The organism is Paenibacillus sp. BIHB 4019 (assembly GCF_002741035.1).
Taxonomy (GTDB): Bacteria; Bacillota; Bacilli; order Paenibacillales; family Paenibacillaceae; genus Pristimantibacillus.
In genome coordinates, this window is sequence record NZ_CP016808.1 from 1,242,566 (window position 1) to 1,257,390 (window position 14,825).

The window sequence follows — 14,825 nt, forward strand, 5'->3', positions numbered from 1 at the left end:
CTTTGGCTATTAACCAAACTGTGCCTGATGGAGCCTGCTATAAATGCCGCCCTGGTGAACAAGCTCCTCATGACGGCCCTGCTCCTCAATGCCTTGCGGGGTAACGACGACGATGCGGTCGGCATTTTTGATCGTTGCCAATCGGTGCGCAATAACGAGCGTTGTCCGGCCCTCCGACAGCTCAGCCAGCGACTGCTGAATAATCAGCTCCGTCTCTGTATCAAGCGCCGACGTAGCTTCATCCAAAATCAGAATCGGCGGATTTTTCAGGAACATTCTCGCAATCGACATCCGCTGCTTCTGCCCGCCGGACAGCTTGACCCCGCGCTCGCCAATGACCGTATCCAGCCCTTCCGGCTGTGTGCGAATAAAATCATCCAGGCGCGCTCTTCGAGCCGCTTCCCATATTTCTTCCTCGGTGGCACCTAGCTTGCCGTAAAGAATATTTTCACGAATCGAGCCCGAGAACAAAAATACATCCTGCTGCACAATGCCGATTTGGCTGCGCAGCGATTGCAGCTTGATCTGGCGAATATCGACGCCGTCCACCGTAATGGAGCCTTCATTCAGCTCGTAAAAACGCGGCAGCAGGCTGCAAAGCGTCGTTTTCCCCGCACCCGAGGGTCCGACAAAAGCGACCGTTTCCCCTTTGCCGACAGTCAGGCTAATGTTATTGAGCACCTTCTCTTCGCCTTCATAGCCGAAGGAAACATTTTGGAAGCGAATGTCGCGCTTAAGCTCGCCCATCGCCACCGCATTCGGCGCATCGGCAATATCCGGCTCAATATCGAGCAGCTCCACATAACGCTTGAAGCCGGCAAAGCCTTGCGGATAGCTTTCAATAATCGCATTAATTTTCTCAATCGGCTTGAAGAAGACGTTCGTCAGCAGCAAAAAGCCGATAAATTCGCCGTACGTCAGCTCGTTCTGAATCACGAACCAAGTGCCGCATACCATGACGAATACGGTAACTAAGCGCATCATCATGTAGCTGATCGTTCCGTTTTGCGATATGAGCTTGTAGCTAAGCAGCTTCGTCAGACGGAAACGGCTGTTGTTCGTATTGAACTGCTCCTTCTCGTACGACTCATTAGCAAACGCCTGAACGACGCGAATACCGCCAACATTATCCTCTACCCGGGCATTGAAATCGCCAATATCGGTAAACAGCTGATGAATGGCGCTCGTCATTTTGCGATTGAAATAAATAACAAACCAAATAATGACCGGCACGACGATAAAAGTCATCACCGCAAGCTTCCAATTAATAAACATCATGAGCACGAAAGAGCCTGCCAGCGTCATCACAGCGATAAATAAATCCTCTGGACCATGATGCGCCATCTCGCCGATCTGCATCATATCGTTGGTCAGACGCGTCATTAAATGCCCCGTCTTCGTATTGTCGAAAAACTTGAAGGACAGCTTCTGAATGTGCTCAAACAGCTTTTTGCGCATATCTGTCTCGATGTTAATACCGAGCATATGCCCCCAATAATTCACGACAAACAACAGCAGCGTATTAACAATGTACAAGGCCAGAAGCGCCAGCGACGCCCACAAGATGATCATCCATTCTCCCTTTGGCAGCAGATCATCTACAAACCGGTTGACTACTAGCGGAAAAGCGAGCTCTAGCAGCCCGGCCAGCACCGCACAGCCAAAATCCAGCATGAACAGCCCTCTATAAGGCTGGTAATAAGAAAAAAATCGACGTATCATGAGCTTGCTCCAATCCCCCTTATCATCTGTCTCTTTAAAAATATATAGAAAACAGCGTTGGGAGACAATGGATTATTGTAGGTTTGCGCGTTATTGTTTTACTAGCCAAGCTGTAAGCTCTTCTAATTGTGCTGAAGTGGCGATGGGATCAAAGTACCAGGATTTATCGCCGTGCCAGATGTAAACCCGATCATTTTTAACCGCATCGAGTGTTCCCCAGATCGAATCTGCTTTTAAATCTTCAAGTGTATGCGTCTCGGAAGTAAAAATGATATAGTCGCCTGCATACTCTTCCAATATTTCCATCGATATTTCGAGCGACTGCTCCTTCATGACCTCAGCAGCATGCTTTGGCGGCAGTTTGCGGTCAAGCGCATGATAAATGGCCTGTCCGCCACGGCCGAAATTATCCCCGAATACACCCACTGTTTTGCCCCAATCTTCCATAAGGGAGAAAGTCGCTTCGGCCGGCACATGCTGTGCAACCTGCTCGCGCGCCTGTGCAATTTGCTTATCAAAATTGGCAAGCCATGCCTCTGCCTCTTGTTCCTTGCCCAGCACTTGGCCGAAAAATTCAATTTCTTCGTGTACCGTTTTCAGATTGCCGAAGGGCACAAGCACGGTTGGCGCGATTTTGCTAAAGGATTCATAAGCCATTTCATTGCCGGTAACGATCAAATCCGGCTGCAGCTCCAAAATTTTCTCTAGCGAAATGCTTTCGTATTCGCCAATATTTTCTACACCGGCAAGCTCGGCTTTATAATAGGGATTTTCGAGGTTTTTTTGCGGCGTGCCAACGGGCTTCACATCAAGCGCAATAAAGCTGCCCAAGTACAGATCGACTACGACGCGCTGCGCCTGATCCGGTATTTCTATATCTCCTTTAATGGTTTTAATCATCCGCGTTCCGCCTGCCGCTTCAGCTTGCGGCGATGCCTCGGGCGACTTCTGCTCTGCTGATGCTTGTACGTTTCCGGCATTGCCGGAAGCAGCTCCCTGCGGTGCCGCCGCACCCGAACAAGCGCTCAAAAACAGGGTCAAACTGATCAGCATCGTAGCTAGCAATCTTTTATGGCTAAACATAGGTAACTCCCCTTCTCTTCTGTGTTGATAATAATTCTCATCACCACTATAAAGCTTGGAGCTATGGTTGCCAATGGAGAATATGCGCCCAATCGCTGGATTTTTTACTCCTTTCTCGATCTGCCCCCTTTGGGTGCGAAATCGTATAGGAGACTGACCGATATGTTTTTTGAACATTCGTCCAAAATAATATTTATCTGGACAGCCTACGTATATCGCTATTTCTTCCAAGGTCGATTCCGAGTTCAGCAGCAGCTCCTTGGCATGCTTCAGCCTGATTTGGGTTAAATATTGAATCGGACTCACGCCTGTCTCCCTCTTGAATAATTTGACGAGATGGCCTACGCTGCATTCCAGCAGATCCGCAAGCCCATCCAGGGCAATCGCACTTGCATATTGCTCCTCCATATAACGAATCGATTGTGAAACTAGATCGGCCCGCGCCAGCTGTACGCCGTCCCTGTGAAGCTGCCATAGCAGCTCGTACACACACTGATAAAATAAAGCTTTAGCGTGGAAATGCTCCAGCTCTCCGCCCTTTTTCCAGCTTCGCTCCAGCTCTTCGATTTTTGAAAATAAAGCCAAGGATGAATGCGGCACTAAGCGGTATTGAAGCTGAAAGGGACGATGCTGATGCAGCAGATCCAAAATCTCCTGCCTGCTCGGAAGCGGAATAACCGCCTTATAAAATACGAGGACATATTCAAAGGGCTCTGCTGACGGCCTAATGTCCAGACATGCCCCTTTGCCGCCATGCAAAACGTGAAATCGCTTCATGCCACCGGCGGCGCTGTCCAGCTCCACCTCAGCGCTGCCGCGCAGCGCATATAAAAAAAAGCTTGATGGAACGCGGTAAGCCCGCAGCTCCTCATCTATGCCTAATACGACGCGCCTTATATCCAGCAATCTAATCGAAGCACGATTCCATAATGCCGTATGTTCATTCAGCTTTAACACCTTGTTCACTCCCTGTCTCTTACTCCGCAAAAGCCTTAACGTTCATTATTAATCATCATAATTGATAAACATTATCATTCACAACCCTATCTTGATAATGGCTTATATAAAAAAACCGTTTGACAGCGCTTCCCATAAAATGCTACTATCTTCTCCCTGTCATTTTAACAACGTGAGGAGGAAAGCACTTGATTGAGGTTAACGGAATAAGCAAGTCGTTCCTGGTGTCGAAGCGGCCGCCGGGCCTGGCGCATGCGGTAAAATCGCTTTTTCGGAGGGAATATACGGTCGTGGAGGCGCTGCAGGATATTTCATTCACGATTGGCTCCGGTGAGATTGTCGGGTATATCGGCCCGAACGGAGCAGGGAAATCGACGACGATTAAGACGATGAGCGGCATTCTCGTACCGGATAGCGGGACGTGTTCGATTATGGGGTACACCCCTTGGAAGGATCGCGTTTCATATGTGAAAAATATCGGCGTCGTGTTCGGACAGCGCTCGCAGCTATGGTGGGACGTTCCGGTACTGGACTCCTTCGAGCTGCTGCGCGATATCTATCGCATTCCCCCACTGGAATATCGGGCTACTCTGGCATTGCTCGTAGAAACGCTCGATTTACAAGCGCTGCTGCACACTCCCGTTCGCCAGCTCAGTCTTGGACAGCGCATGCGCTGTGAAATTGCTGCTTCGCTGCTGCACAGTCCCAGCCTGCTGTTTCTCGATGAACCGACGATCGGGCTCGATGCCGTATCCAAAATCGCCGTCAGGCAGTTCATTAAAACAATCAATGAAGAAAAAGGCGTTACCGTCATTTTGACGACCCATGATATGAATGATATTGAGGCACTCGCAAGCCGCCTGCTGCTCATCGGCAAAGGCAAGCTGCTTTATGACGGCACCGTGCAGGGGCTGCGCAGCCGCTATGGCGGAAAAGTTGCGGCGGCACAAGCTTCACAGCTGCAGCAGGCATCCGCTTCAACATCTGAACAGGGCCATTTTAACGACAGCCTGTCCATCGAAGACATTGTCGTGCAAATGTACAAGGAGTACGCATTATGATCAAACCTTACTACGCCGTACTCAGGCTGCGGCTCAGCAACGGGCTGCAATACCGTGCCGCCGCATACGCAGGCATCGGGACGCAGTTTTTTTTCGGCTTTATTTTCATTATGGTGTTTGAAGCCTTTTATGCCCAGACCAGTACCGCCGCACCACAGATGAGCCTCTCCGAGGTTGTCGCCTATTGCTGGCTCAAGCAAGCGTTCCTTGCCTTCATCGTTTTATGGCTGCGCGACAATGAACTGTTTCAGCTCATTACAAGCGGCAATATTGCCTATGAGCTATGCAGGCCCAGCGGTATTTACGGCCTCTGGTATGCAAAGCTGCTCGCCCAGCGGCTGTCCAGCGCTTTGCTTCGCTGCCTGCCGATATTGCTGGTCAGCTTCTTTCTGCCACAGCCCTACAGGCTTGAGCTGCCGCCTGACTTTGCCGCCTTTTTCCTATTTGTCTGCTCGCTTATTATAGGGCTGTTCCTAATCGTGACCATCTCCATGCTCATTTATATTTCCGTATTTATTACGATGTCTCCTGCCGGCTCCCTGCTGATGTTCAGCGTGTTTGGCGAGTTTTTCGCCGGCATGATTATTCCGGTACCGCTTATGCCGGATTGGATGCAGCGGATCGTCTACGCTCTGCCCTTCCACTGGACCGTTGACTTCCCTTTTCGCGTCTACACCGGCAACATTTCCACGCTAGATGCCGGAGCGGGACTGCTGTTTCAGCTGCTGTGGCTCGCTGCCCTTATTTTCCTTGGTAAAATCGCGATGAACAAGGCGCTGCGACGCGTCGTTGTACAAGGAGGCTGATGCGGCAATGACGCTTTATTTTAAATACATGCTGCTGCTGTTCAAAGCGCAAATGCAGTACCGCGCTTCTTTTCTGCTGCTTGTGCTTGGACAATGCTTAACGCCATTCACCGTATTTGCCGGGCTATATTTCATGTTCGAGCGTTTCGGGGATATGAAAGGCTGGAGCTTTTACGAGGTGCTGCTGTGCTTTGCTGTGACGCATATGGCTTTCTCTATTACCGAATGCTTCGCACGCGGATTTGATATGTTCTCCTCGCTAGTCGTCAGCGGGGATTTCGACCGGCTGCTCGTTCGTCCGCGCGGCACCATTATTCAGGTGCTGGGCTCCAAGTTTGAGTTTTCCCGCGTCGGACGGCTGCTGCTCGGAATTGTGGTTCTCGTCTGGACGATCATGAATCTGGACCTCACATGGACGCCGCTTAAAATAATGGCGCTCGTGCTGATGGAAGCTAGCGGCGTCATTATTTTTGCCAGCATCTTTATTTTGTGCGCTTCGTTCAGCTTCTGGACCGTGCAGGGACTGGAGATCGCCAATATTTTGACCGATGGCGGGCGGGAAATGACGCAATATCCGCTGAGCATCTACCATCGGCGCATTCAGCAATTTTTCACCTTCGTTATCCCGTTCGGCTGTGCCAACTATTTGCCGCTGCAATACATACTCGGCCGCGAGGCAAGCCCGATGTACGCTTTTCTGCCGCTGGCAGGGGTGCTGTTTCTTGCCCCTTGCCTGCTCATCTGGCAAATTGGCGTTCGGCGCTACCGCTCGACCGGGTCCTAGTGCTGTGGAATAAGCAGCTGGTTACTGAACCGCCGGATAAATGCGATAGGCATTCCGGCCAGCAGCTTCACTTACATCGGGCGCATCCATTGCATCGGACGCAGCGCCATCCGGCTTGGACAACGACCAGCCGTAAGAAAGGATTCCGGCAAGCCGATCCCTACGGACTGGGACATTTTGTCGCCGTAGCAGAGGTTTGAAAAATAAACAGCCAGTACTAGCCGAAAATAGTCGGCAGGTGCTGGCTGTTTGGCGTTATTTTTTTAGGCAAGGTTAATGAATATTACCCGCGGCTTTCAGCCTCTCCGCAATGGCGGCAAAATCCTCAGCGAAAATGCCCGGCGCGAATTCTTCCTCCACCTCTGGATATTCCGGTACAGGCACGCCTTTCGGCACCCCATGAATAACCTCAAGCGGCTGCCCGTCCTCTGGATGCGTGCCCTTCCAAATTTGGTCAATCGTTTTAAAATCGTTGTCGCTATACGTATAAAGCTTCGTATGAACGCCCTTCTCCTCATACTTGCGCGCTTCATTGAACGCTTTGTTATTAAGCGAAGGAATTGGAATCAGCTTCGTGACATCGACGCCGGTCGCCACTTGCAGCGCTTTGGCATACGCCACGACATGGACACCGCCCCGCACGAGCAAATAGCCGACTACTTCACGCGCGGCCGGATGGGAGGTCATTTCGTACACCTTCATTTTATGGGTTCTGGCGCCAACTTCCAGGAAGAAATTATGCAGCAAATCCTCAACGAGATTCCCGCTGTTGAACACATGGTCGCCCGTCCACGGCCTGCCCATTGAATCAACGGGCAAAGCGCCTTGTCCGCCGGACAAGAAAGGAAGCGACATTCGCCAGTCCTTAACGGATTTCAGCGGCGATTCATCCGGCTTGCCCGGCGTTGTGGAGCCATGCAGGCAATGGTTAATCGCGTGGGAGACGAGCTCGACATGGCCCAGCTCCTCCGCCGTAATGCTCGTTACCAAATCATAAAACGGGCGCAGCTTCGTTTTCGAGCGAAAATTAAACGACTGGTACAAATAGTTGTTGAGCGTGGACATTTCGCCAAATTTTCCGCCCAGCAGCTCTTGCACCGCTGCCGCCGCGTTCGGCTCAGGCCGCCCGACATTCGGAATTTCAATCAACACCTCATCCAAACGTTTGAACATGCTTTACCCTCCATCATAGTCAGTATCGGACTTCTCTGGCAGCGCTAACAAATTGCGACGCTTTATTATTTGCTGGATCAGGGAACGATATCCGTAAATGAGAAGATTGGGAGCATAAAGCTGTTATCCCGAATTTGGATGACCTCTGTGGATTTTTATAGCCCTTGTTTTCTAAACTCCGTTGGAGACAGGCCCGCGATTTTCTTGAATTGCTTTGAAAAATAAAACAGGTCATTAAAGCCCGCCTGCTCGGCGACCTCGCTAACGCTAAGCGATGAATCAGCCAGCAGCTCCTTCGCTTTTTCGATTTTCAAACGAGCGATGTATTGAATCGGGGGCACGCCCATTTGCTCCTTGAACATTCTTATAAAATAGTTCGGATGCAGGCACGCCCGCTTTGCCAGATCTTGAATGGTAATGTCGCTGCCGCTATTCATATGGATATAGCTCAAAATTTCCGTCAGCCGCTGGGTGGCAGCCGCATTTTTCAAGCTGATGCTCGCCTCGCCCTGCTGCATAATGAACAATGAAAACAGCTCCAGCAGCTTCGCTTTTGCAAGCAGCCTGGCATAGATTGTCTGATCGTTCGCATAAAACACCAGCTCGGCAAAAATCGTCCGCACCCGTTCCTGATCAGCAGCCGTGCACAGATAAGGCACATCCAGCAGCTTGAACAGGTTAATCTCCCCAACCTTGGCGCTGAAATGGCACCAATATTTGCGGTATGGGGCGCTTCCCTCTATGACCGAATACGATTGGGGCATGCCCTCTGGCACCAGAATGAGCTCGCCTGGAGCAGGCGAATACTCCTCATCCCCGATTTTGAGCCAGCCGCTGCCATGCTCGATAAAATAAAACTTGCTGTAATCCGGCGTAAAATCGAGATCCCGCCATTCGGAGCTAACCGTATTGTGATGGGCGATAAAGAGCTCGACCTGCATATGGGACAAATAATAGGCGAGCAAGGAATGAGCATTCATGGGGCAAACCCGCTTCCATGGTTAATTTTATACAAATAAAAGTTAGTGTCCCACATTCTTAATCCTGTTAGCGCTTGCTAGAATAGCCATGTAGATTTCAAATCGGAAAGGACGGTAACAGAAACCATGAATAAACAAGAGTATTTGAACCAAATAGCCGCAACGATTGCGCAGGGACCTTATCGTGACGATTGGCAATCTCTCGGCGCATTTGAGGTTCCGGCTTGGTATAAGCAAGCTAAATTCGGCATCTTCATTCACTGGGGCGTGTACGCCGTTCCGGCCTTCGGCAGCGAATGGTATCCGCGGAATATGTATATCCAGGGCAGCAAGGAATATGAGCACCATATTGCCACCTATGGCGAGCATAAAAACTTTGGCTACAAGGATTTTATCCCCCTGTTTAAAGCTGAAAAATTTAATGCCGATGAATGGGCTGACCTGTTCCAGCGCTCGGGAGCGAAATATGTAATGCCCGTTGCGGAGCATCATGACGGCTTTCAAATGTACAAAAGCGCCATTTCCCGCTTTAATGCCTATGAAATGGGTCCTAAACGGGATTTGCTGAATGAAATGAAAATCGCCTTTGAGCAAAAGAATTTGACCTTCACCGTCTCTTCCCACCGTGCAGAGCATTGGTTCTTCCTGTCGCATGGCAAGGAGTTTGAATCTGATCTCCATGAACCGCTTGAATGCGGCGACTTGTATTGGCCTTCTATGCCGGAGCCGGATCATCACAACTTGTATGAATCCCCTCCGACAGATGAATATTTAGAGGATTGGCTCATTCGCTGCTGCGAGCTGATCGATAATTATGAGCCGAAAATTTTATATTTTGACTGGTGGATTCAGCATGCCTCGTTCAAGCCGTATTTGAAAAAGCTCGCGGCCTATTATTACAATAAATCTGCTCAGCTTGGCTTTGAGGGCATCATTAACTATAAGCATGACGCCTATATGCTCGGCAGCGCCGTTCCCGATGTGGAACGCGGACAATTCGCTGAGCTGAAACCGTATTACTGGCAGACCGATACGGCTGTTGCCCGAAACTCATGGAGCTACACGCCTAACAATGATTATAAATCGCCGCTGGAGCTCATTCAAGATTTGGTCGATATCGTCAGCAAAAACGGCAATCTGCTGCTCAATGTTGGCCCGAAAGCCGATGGCACGATCCCGCAGGAGGATCAGGACATTTTGCTCGCGATTGGAGGATGGCTTGAGACGAACGGCGAGGCCATCTATGATACGAGCTACTGGCGTACTTATGGGGAAGGACCGACGAAGGTTGTAGAGGGACAGTTTACGGACGGTAAAAGCAAAATTTTCACACCGCAGGATATTCGCTTTACAGTGAAGGGAAGCTGTCTGTATGCGACCGTGCTCGTCTATCCAGAGGACGGCGAGGTGAAAATTACGTCTCTGAAGGAGAAATCCCACGATTTCCAAGGCATTATTCAGCAGGTCGAAGTACTCGGCTTCGAGGAGCAGCCTGTATGGGAGCGTACAGCAGAAGCACTTGTTGTGAAGACGAATGATGTGCGCAGTCCTTATCCAGTTGTGTTGAAGATTACAGTGGATTAATCAGATCAAGATATCCATATGTCAAAAAAAAGCAAACCCACCTACAGCCGGATAAAGGCTAGCGGTGGGTTTTGCAGTTGACTCTTTTGCAAATGCTAAGGACGCTGATACTTGATTACACTTCTCTTCTATACGCTAAGTCATTATGCTAATTCATTGTCCCAATGCGTATCCACATAACCTCTGCTAATATTCCACTCCGCGAGCAGCTTTCTCTGCCTTATTTCAAGATCGCGGTAGGGCGCGGCAACTACCTCAATGTCGTTGAGCAATTGATTAAATATAGGCAAGGCGGTTAGGCCATCCTTAAAAATTTTAAAAGCTCCGATATCCGCATCATTCGCTGCCCATACAACTTTTTTGATCATCGACAATACAATCGTCCCTGTACACATAGGGCATGGCTCGCAGGTCGTATACAGCGTCAGTCCATTGTCCGCGATAAATCTTTTATTTTCAAGCTGGAGCATGTGGTTCCCCGCTCGTCTAATCGCGTCCACTTCCGCATGGGCAGTAGTATCACAGCCAGAGAAAACCCTGTTTCTGCCCCTGCTGATAACTGATCCACGTCTGTCTACGATGACGGCTCCAATCGGAAAAGTGCCTTCTTGCCGAGCCAGCTCCGCCTCTTCAAAAGCGAGCAGCAAATGCTTATAATGCTCGTCCATTCCAATTATCCCTCCAAAAATTCACAGCGTAAACAATTCGTCTACTATCTTCCGATCATAATCTAAAATCCAATCATTATACTGCTCATATATCCCCCGTAACACCTCCACTTTTTCAGCGATAATGTCCAGTCCTCTGTCATCATAAAGGTGAAAAATCGTTTTGTTCGTTTCATTAATGATATATATATCCCCATCAATAATAGGCTCAAGACCAAGAGAACGATTTGCAATCGCCTCTAAAAGAGGACTAACGTTCAAATTTTGAAGCTTCATGCGGGCATAGTACCTTACCGTCACAATATCACCCGCATCATTCAGGCCCTTGTATCGATATTCCTGCTCTTGCTTTGATACTTCACTAATAGGAAAGCCGCTAATATAATCATTGAAAGTCTTATACACATCTTTTTCAAAAAGAGTAACCGGGTGCTCGTCCCAGCTATCCATGAACAGCACAAAATAAATAAAATCCTCGTATCGATTAATTGCATTAAATAAAACCAGCGCTCTGCTTTTGACTTTCTCAGCTCTAGCCGCAGCTTCACAAATGTCTCCGCCCATTTCGAATCTAATGCCCACTGGCGCATTATAAAATATCGGGCTTTTTAAAGGCAGGCCTTTAAAATAATGCAGTAATAAATGATCTAAATGTGAATCAAACGCCATCCCATCACCCCATTCAAATCTGATCGTTCCCACCTCCGCCAGAAAACCATTGTATAATGGATACAGCTCTATTGAAACGCTTCAACATTAGCTTCGACATTTAAAATACGACCACTGCGAGGGAAAAAAGATGTTTGATCCAACCGTATTCGAAAATTTGAAGGTTGCTTTTGAGAATCAGCTGTACGATCTGGATACGCTGGACGAAACGATTCAGATAACAGGCCGCAAAGATACGATGGAAATGTCCGTGATGGGACGAGCCTTCAGTCTTGCCTTCCACTTGACCGGGCAGGAAGCTGTAACCGCCGAGCTGCGGCTCGAAGCCTCCTTGAAGGAGCTGGCCGCCGAGCTATTGGAGCTGCCGGGAGAGATGCCCAGCTGCGAACTGAGCTTGCTTTTTCATATGAGAGTGAAAGATTTCGAGCAGCAATGTCCGCAGATTGAAGCGGTATTCCAGCGAATTTGGCCGGAAAACCCCGTCCCTGTGCAGACGCTCAGCTTTGTCTTCTCAGAGGGGCAGACGGAGCATCTAAGCGAGATCAAGCTGCCGTTCAAGCGCAAAATCAACGAGGAGCAAATGGAGGATATTCCGAGCTTGCTGGAGCATGTTCTGTTGACTTTGCGAGCGCTGGGCGAGGTTTCCGCTGCAAGCATGGAGGGAAAATAAGCGGCCCACGGCCTAACAGGCTAATCATTCCATAGCCTATACAGCCCATAGCCGCAAAAAAAAGAGCCCGCAGCCAATGCGGGCTCTTGCTCTTTGTACTATTTTCACAATATATCGCTTATTTTATCAGATCTACAGCATCCTGCGGCACAAATGCATCGGTTCCGTTGTAAACGATGACGCCTTTAAGGGTCGTTTTCTTTCCGTTCAGGACGGCGATGTTTTTGTAAATTTGCAGCTCCAGCTTCTGGCTGCCCTTCGTCACGAGGATGGCAGGGTTTTTCGCATCCTTCAGGTTAAGCTCGTATTTCGCTCCTTTAGCCGTAAACGCCTGCTTCGCCGGCACGAACAGCTGCTTGCTGACTGCATCCAGATCAAGATCCAGCACGCGCGCCATATACTTCGCAATATCGGTGTTGTCGATGACGCCAAATGGTCGGTCATTATTCGGAGCGTACGTGTACAGCACCACATCTCCGCCCGTATGTCCGCCAGTTGTCCAGCCAATACCTGCGCGCTTGCTGATCATCGGGCCAACTGCATAATTCATTCTGCCCGGCTCCGCAGCTTTAATCGCCGCCATTTCCTCCGCCGTCAAATCCGAAATACCGTAATATTGCTGAAGCACGGATTTAATGTTCGTTCTCTTCGCATCCAGCTTCGCTTCCAAGCCCTCGCCCGTCAGCTTCGCTTTCTTCAGCGGGCCAATGAAGGTGGACAACGGCTCTTTATCGTAGGTGCCTGTCGTTGCGGCGTTGCCAATCGTTAATCCGCCATTGCCATGGTCGGTAACAGCAACAACAGCTGTCTGCTTGTCTTTTTTCGCAAAATCCAGCGCTACCTTAACTGCATTATCAAAAGCCAGCACATCGCTAATAATACCTATTGGATCGTTGGCATGAGCGGCCCAATCCACCTTGCTGCCCTCTACCATGAGGAAAAAGCCGTCTTTATCCTTGGAAAGAATGTCGATCGCTTTTTGCGTCATGTCGGCGAGACTTGGCTGCTTAGCGGGATCGCGGTCCATATCATAGGACAAGCCTGCCGGAGCGAACATGCCCCACAGCTTGCCTGATTTGGAGGCCTTCATCGCTGCTGGCGTCGTCACATAGTCGTAACCGAGCGCTTTAATGGAAGAAACCAAATTTTCGCCATCGCTGCGGCCGGACGGAACCAAATAATCGCTGCCCCCGCCCAATACAACATCGACCTGATTATATACCTGCTGCTTGCTCAAGGCATCGTAGTTTTTGCGGTCTGGATAGTGAGCGGTAAAATCAGCCGGAGTCGCATGCATAATTTCCGAGGTTGCAATGATGCCCGTCGCTTTTCCCGCAAGCTTGGACGCTTCCAGCACAGAAGCGATTGGTTTTCTCTCATCGCCCGGGGCGATAGCCTTCTGGCCTGGCATCGTAGCCTTGTCCGGCAAAACGCCAACAAACCCCGTGTGCGATTTATGTCCAGTAGCAAAAGCGGTGCCCGCAGGGGCAGAATCCGCGATCGGCGCGTCTGCCGAGTGTGTGCGGACCATGCCGCTTGCCATTTGATCAAGCGTTAAGGAAGAGCCTTTATACCATCTGGCGAGCGCCGTTGCATCATTTGCCATGCCGTCAGGAATGAGAATGATCACATTTTTAATTGGCGATTGCTCATCCTCTGCGCTCACTCCGCTGTTTCCCCCTACAGTTATTACTGCCACAATAGTCGCTACTGCAAGTGCTACCTTGGCTGCACGAGCATGGAACCTCTTTAACATGTACATCCTCCTATTAACTAGATTGGATAATGCTTCAACACAACTAGTTTAATAGAGAATTGATAGAGGAATGTAAAGGACACTTTAATTATTTGTAAATTTACAACAATTACCCAATTTTGGACATCTTATTGAAAATCCAATTCTCGCGCCCATCTAGGCTTTTACTTGTATCATCCCTTGTAAAATAACCTCCAGCCCCCAAATAAACCGCTCGTTGTTTTCGGGATTGCCAGAGAACAGCTCTTTCTGCAAGCGGGCAATCATTGGATATTTGGCAGCATCAACGGATTGGTAAGACTGCTGAGCCGTGTGAAAATTGGAGCCCTCCTCCTTGCCGTTCCAGACCGTATGCTCGAATGCGGAGGAGGAAACATAGAGCAGAAACAAGTCGACTCCCCACGCCGCAGCGGCGGACGGAATGCCTCCTTCGTGCAGCCGTTCCAAAATATACTCCGTAATGGTTAAGGAATGCTGTCCAATAGGCATTGTAGTTAAAGCAAGCTCCGCAATGCCGGGCCATTCAAAAAGCGTCTTTTGATAAGCACAGAGCGCTGCGAATAATGCATGTTTCCATGGCTGTTCCTGATCAGATCCTTTCTGAACACCTGGCAGAACAATGTGGCCTAAGCCATAGTCGAGTACATAAGCGTTCAACTCCTGGACATTCCGGACGTACACATACAACGAGGATGGGCCTGTATCCAAAGCTTTGGCTACTTTACGCATAGTCAGCCCGGAAATCCCTTCATTTTTCAATAATTCAAACGCCGTTTTGACAATGATTTCTTTGCTTAACGGCTCTTTCGCTGGCCGCGACCGACGACTAATGATAGTTCGATTGTTATTATCCATAGTTCACTTATAGCATGCTTGCAGGAGTTAGTAAAATCATTATGATGTTCTGAGCCT

13 protein-coding genes are annotated in these 14,825 nt (G+C 49.4%); 5 read left to right on the plus strand and 8 right to left on the minus strand.

The features are described 5' to 3' along the window. Positions 1-9 precede the first annotated feature (9 nt). Both BBD42_RS05245 and BBD42_RS05250 read right to left on the minus strand, forming a co-directional pair. Positions 10-1,722, minus strand: a complete 1,713-nt coding sequence (locus BBD42_RS05245; RefSeq protein WP_099517302.1) for an ABC transporter ATP-binding protein — start codon at positions 1,720-1,722, stop codon at positions 10-12. 90 nt (positions 1,723-1,812) lie between these two features. Continuing rightward, a complete protein-coding gene (locus BBD42_RS05250) occupies positions 1,813-3,771 on the minus strand; it encodes an AraC family transcriptional regulator (protein WP_237163377.1) in 1,959 nt (652 codons plus the stop codon). Between the two features lie 179 nt (positions 3,772-3,950). Here BBD42_RS05250 and BBD42_RS05255 point away from each other — a divergent pair, with 179 nt between their 5' ends. The 3 genes from BBD42_RS05255 to BBD42_RS05265 are packed head-to-tail and all read left to right on the plus strand — an operon-like array spanning position 3,951 to position 6,413. Next, on the plus strand, positions 3,951-4,823 hold the full coding sequence (locus BBD42_RS05255; protein WP_099517303.1) for an ABC transporter ATP-binding protein: 873 nt from the start codon (positions 3,951-3,953) through the stop codon (positions 4,821-4,823). After that, complete coding sequence (locus BBD42_RS05260) at positions 4,820-5,629, plus strand: ABC transporter permease (RefSeq protein WP_348272592.1); 810 nt, start codon at positions 4,820-4,822, stop codon at positions 5,627-5,629. Before BBD42_RS05255 ends, BBD42_RS05260 begins: the two co-directional genes overlap by 4 nt. Positions 5,630-5,636: 7 nt before the next feature. Beyond that, positions 5,637-6,413 (plus strand): ABC transporter permease, encoded by a 777-nt coding sequence (locus tag BBD42_RS05265; RefSeq protein ID WP_099517304.1) that lies wholly within the window; start codon positions 5,637-5,639, stop codon positions 6,411-6,413. A 273-nt stretch (positions 6,414-6,686) separates the two neighbouring features. On the opposite strand, the gene BBD42_RS05270 is transcribed toward BBD42_RS05265, so the two are convergent. Together BBD42_RS05270 and BBD42_RS05275 are read right to left on the minus strand one after the other, a co-directional pair. After that, on the minus strand, positions 6,687-7,586 hold the full coding sequence (locus BBD42_RS05270) for a manganese catalase family protein (RefSeq protein WP_099517305.1): 900 nt from the start codon (positions 7,584-7,586) through the stop codon (positions 6,687-6,689). Positions 7,587-7,741: 155 nt separating this feature from the next. Then, a complete protein-coding gene (locus tag BBD42_RS05275) occupies positions 7,742-8,566 on the minus strand; it encodes an AraC family transcriptional regulator (RefSeq protein ID WP_099517306.1) in 825 nt (274 codons plus the stop codon). A gap of 126 nt (positions 8,567-8,692) precedes the next feature. Here BBD42_RS05275 and BBD42_RS05280 point away from each other — a divergent pair, with 126 nt between their 5' ends. After that, complete coding sequence (locus tag BBD42_RS05280) at positions 8,693-10,150, plus strand: alpha-L-fucosidase (RefSeq protein WP_099517307.1); 1,458 nt, start codon at positions 8,693-8,695, stop codon at positions 10,148-10,150. Between the two features lie 143 nt (positions 10,151-10,293). Here BBD42_RS05280 and BBD42_RS05285 read toward each other — a convergent pair whose 3' ends face one another. Then, positions 10,294-10,818, minus strand: a complete 525-nt coding sequence (locus BBD42_RS05285) for a nucleoside deaminase (protein ID WP_172455402.1) — start codon at positions 10,816-10,818, stop codon at positions 10,294-10,296. A gap of 21 nt (positions 10,819-10,839) precedes the next feature. After that, positions 10,840-11,487 (minus strand): DUF3885 domain-containing protein, encoded by a 648-nt coding sequence (locus tag BBD42_RS05290; protein ID WP_099517309.1) that lies wholly within the window; start codon positions 11,485-11,487, stop codon positions 10,840-10,842. 130 nt (positions 11,488-11,617) lie between these two features. Between BBD42_RS05290 and BBD42_RS05295 the strand changes: the two genes are divergently transcribed. Further along, positions 11,618-12,157 carry a hypothetical protein gene (locus BBD42_RS05295; protein WP_099517310.1) on the plus strand — a complete coding sequence of 180 codons (540 nt, stop codon included), beginning with the start codon at positions 11,618-11,620 and terminating at the stop codon, positions 12,155-12,157. Between the two features lie 118 nt (positions 12,158-12,275). Here BBD42_RS05295 and BBD42_RS05300 read toward each other — a convergent pair whose 3' ends face one another. Both BBD42_RS05300 and BBD42_RS05305 read right to left on the minus strand, forming a co-directional pair. Continuing rightward, positions 12,276-13,913 (minus strand): alkaline phosphatase, encoded by a 1,638-nt coding sequence (locus BBD42_RS05300; protein WP_099517311.1) that lies wholly within the window; start codon positions 13,911-13,913, stop codon positions 12,276-12,278. Between the two features lie 156 nt (positions 13,914-14,069). Beyond that, positions 14,070-14,768 carry a TetR/AcrR family transcriptional regulator gene (locus BBD42_RS05305; RefSeq protein WP_099517312.1) on the minus strand — a complete coding sequence of 233 codons (699 nt, stop codon included), beginning with the start codon at positions 14,766-14,768 and terminating at the stop codon, positions 14,070-14,072. Between the last annotated feature and the right edge of the window lie 57 nt (positions 14,769-14,825).

What these genes read in the sequence shown, in the direction of transcription:
- BBD42_RS05270 (WP_099517305.1), bottom strand. Translation starts at nt 7,586, where the DNA reads ATGTTCAAACGTTTGGATGAGGTGTTGATTGAAATTCCGAATGTCGGG.
- BBD42_RS05280 (WP_099517307.1), top strand. Translation starts at nt 8,693, where the DNA reads ATGAATAAACAAGAGTATTTGAACCAAATAGCCGCAACGATTGCGCAG.
- BBD42_RS05300 (WP_099517311.1), bottom strand. Translation starts at nt 13,913, where the DNA reads ATGTTAAAGAGGTTCCATGCTCGTGCAGCCAAGGTAGCACTTGCAGTA.
- BBD42_RS05290 (WP_099517309.1), bottom strand. Translation starts at nt 11,487, where the DNA reads ATGGCGTTTGATTCACATTTAGATCATTTATTACTGCATTATTTTAAA.
- BBD42_RS05285 (WP_172455402.1), bottom strand. Translation starts at nt 10,818, where the DNA reads ATGGACGAGCATTATAAGCATTTGCTGCTCGCTTTTGAAGAGGCGGAG.
- BBD42_RS05275 (WP_099517306.1), bottom strand. Translation starts at nt 8,566, where the DNA reads ATGAATGCTCATTCCTTGCTCGCCTATTATTTGTCCCATATGCAGGTC.
- BBD42_RS05305 (WP_099517312.1), bottom strand. Translation starts at nt 14,768, where the DNA reads ATGGATAATAACAATCGAACTATCATTAGTCGTCGGTCGCGGCCAGCG.
- BBD42_RS05265 (WP_099517304.1), top strand. Translation starts at nt 5,637, where the DNA reads ATGACGCTTTATTTTAAATACATGCTGCTGCTGTTCAAAGCGCAAATG.
- BBD42_RS05260 (WP_348272592.1), top strand. Translation starts at nt 4,820, where the DNA reads ATGATCAAACCTTACTACGCCGTACTCAGGCTGCGGCTCAGCAACGGG.
- BBD42_RS05245 (WP_099517302.1), bottom strand. Translation starts at nt 1,722, where the DNA reads ATGATACGTCGATTTTTTTCTTATTACCAGCCTTATAGAGGGCTGTTC.
- BBD42_RS05295 (WP_099517310.1), top strand. Translation starts at nt 11,618, where the DNA reads ATGTTTGATCCAACCGTATTCGAAAATTTGAAGGTTGCTTTTGAGAAT.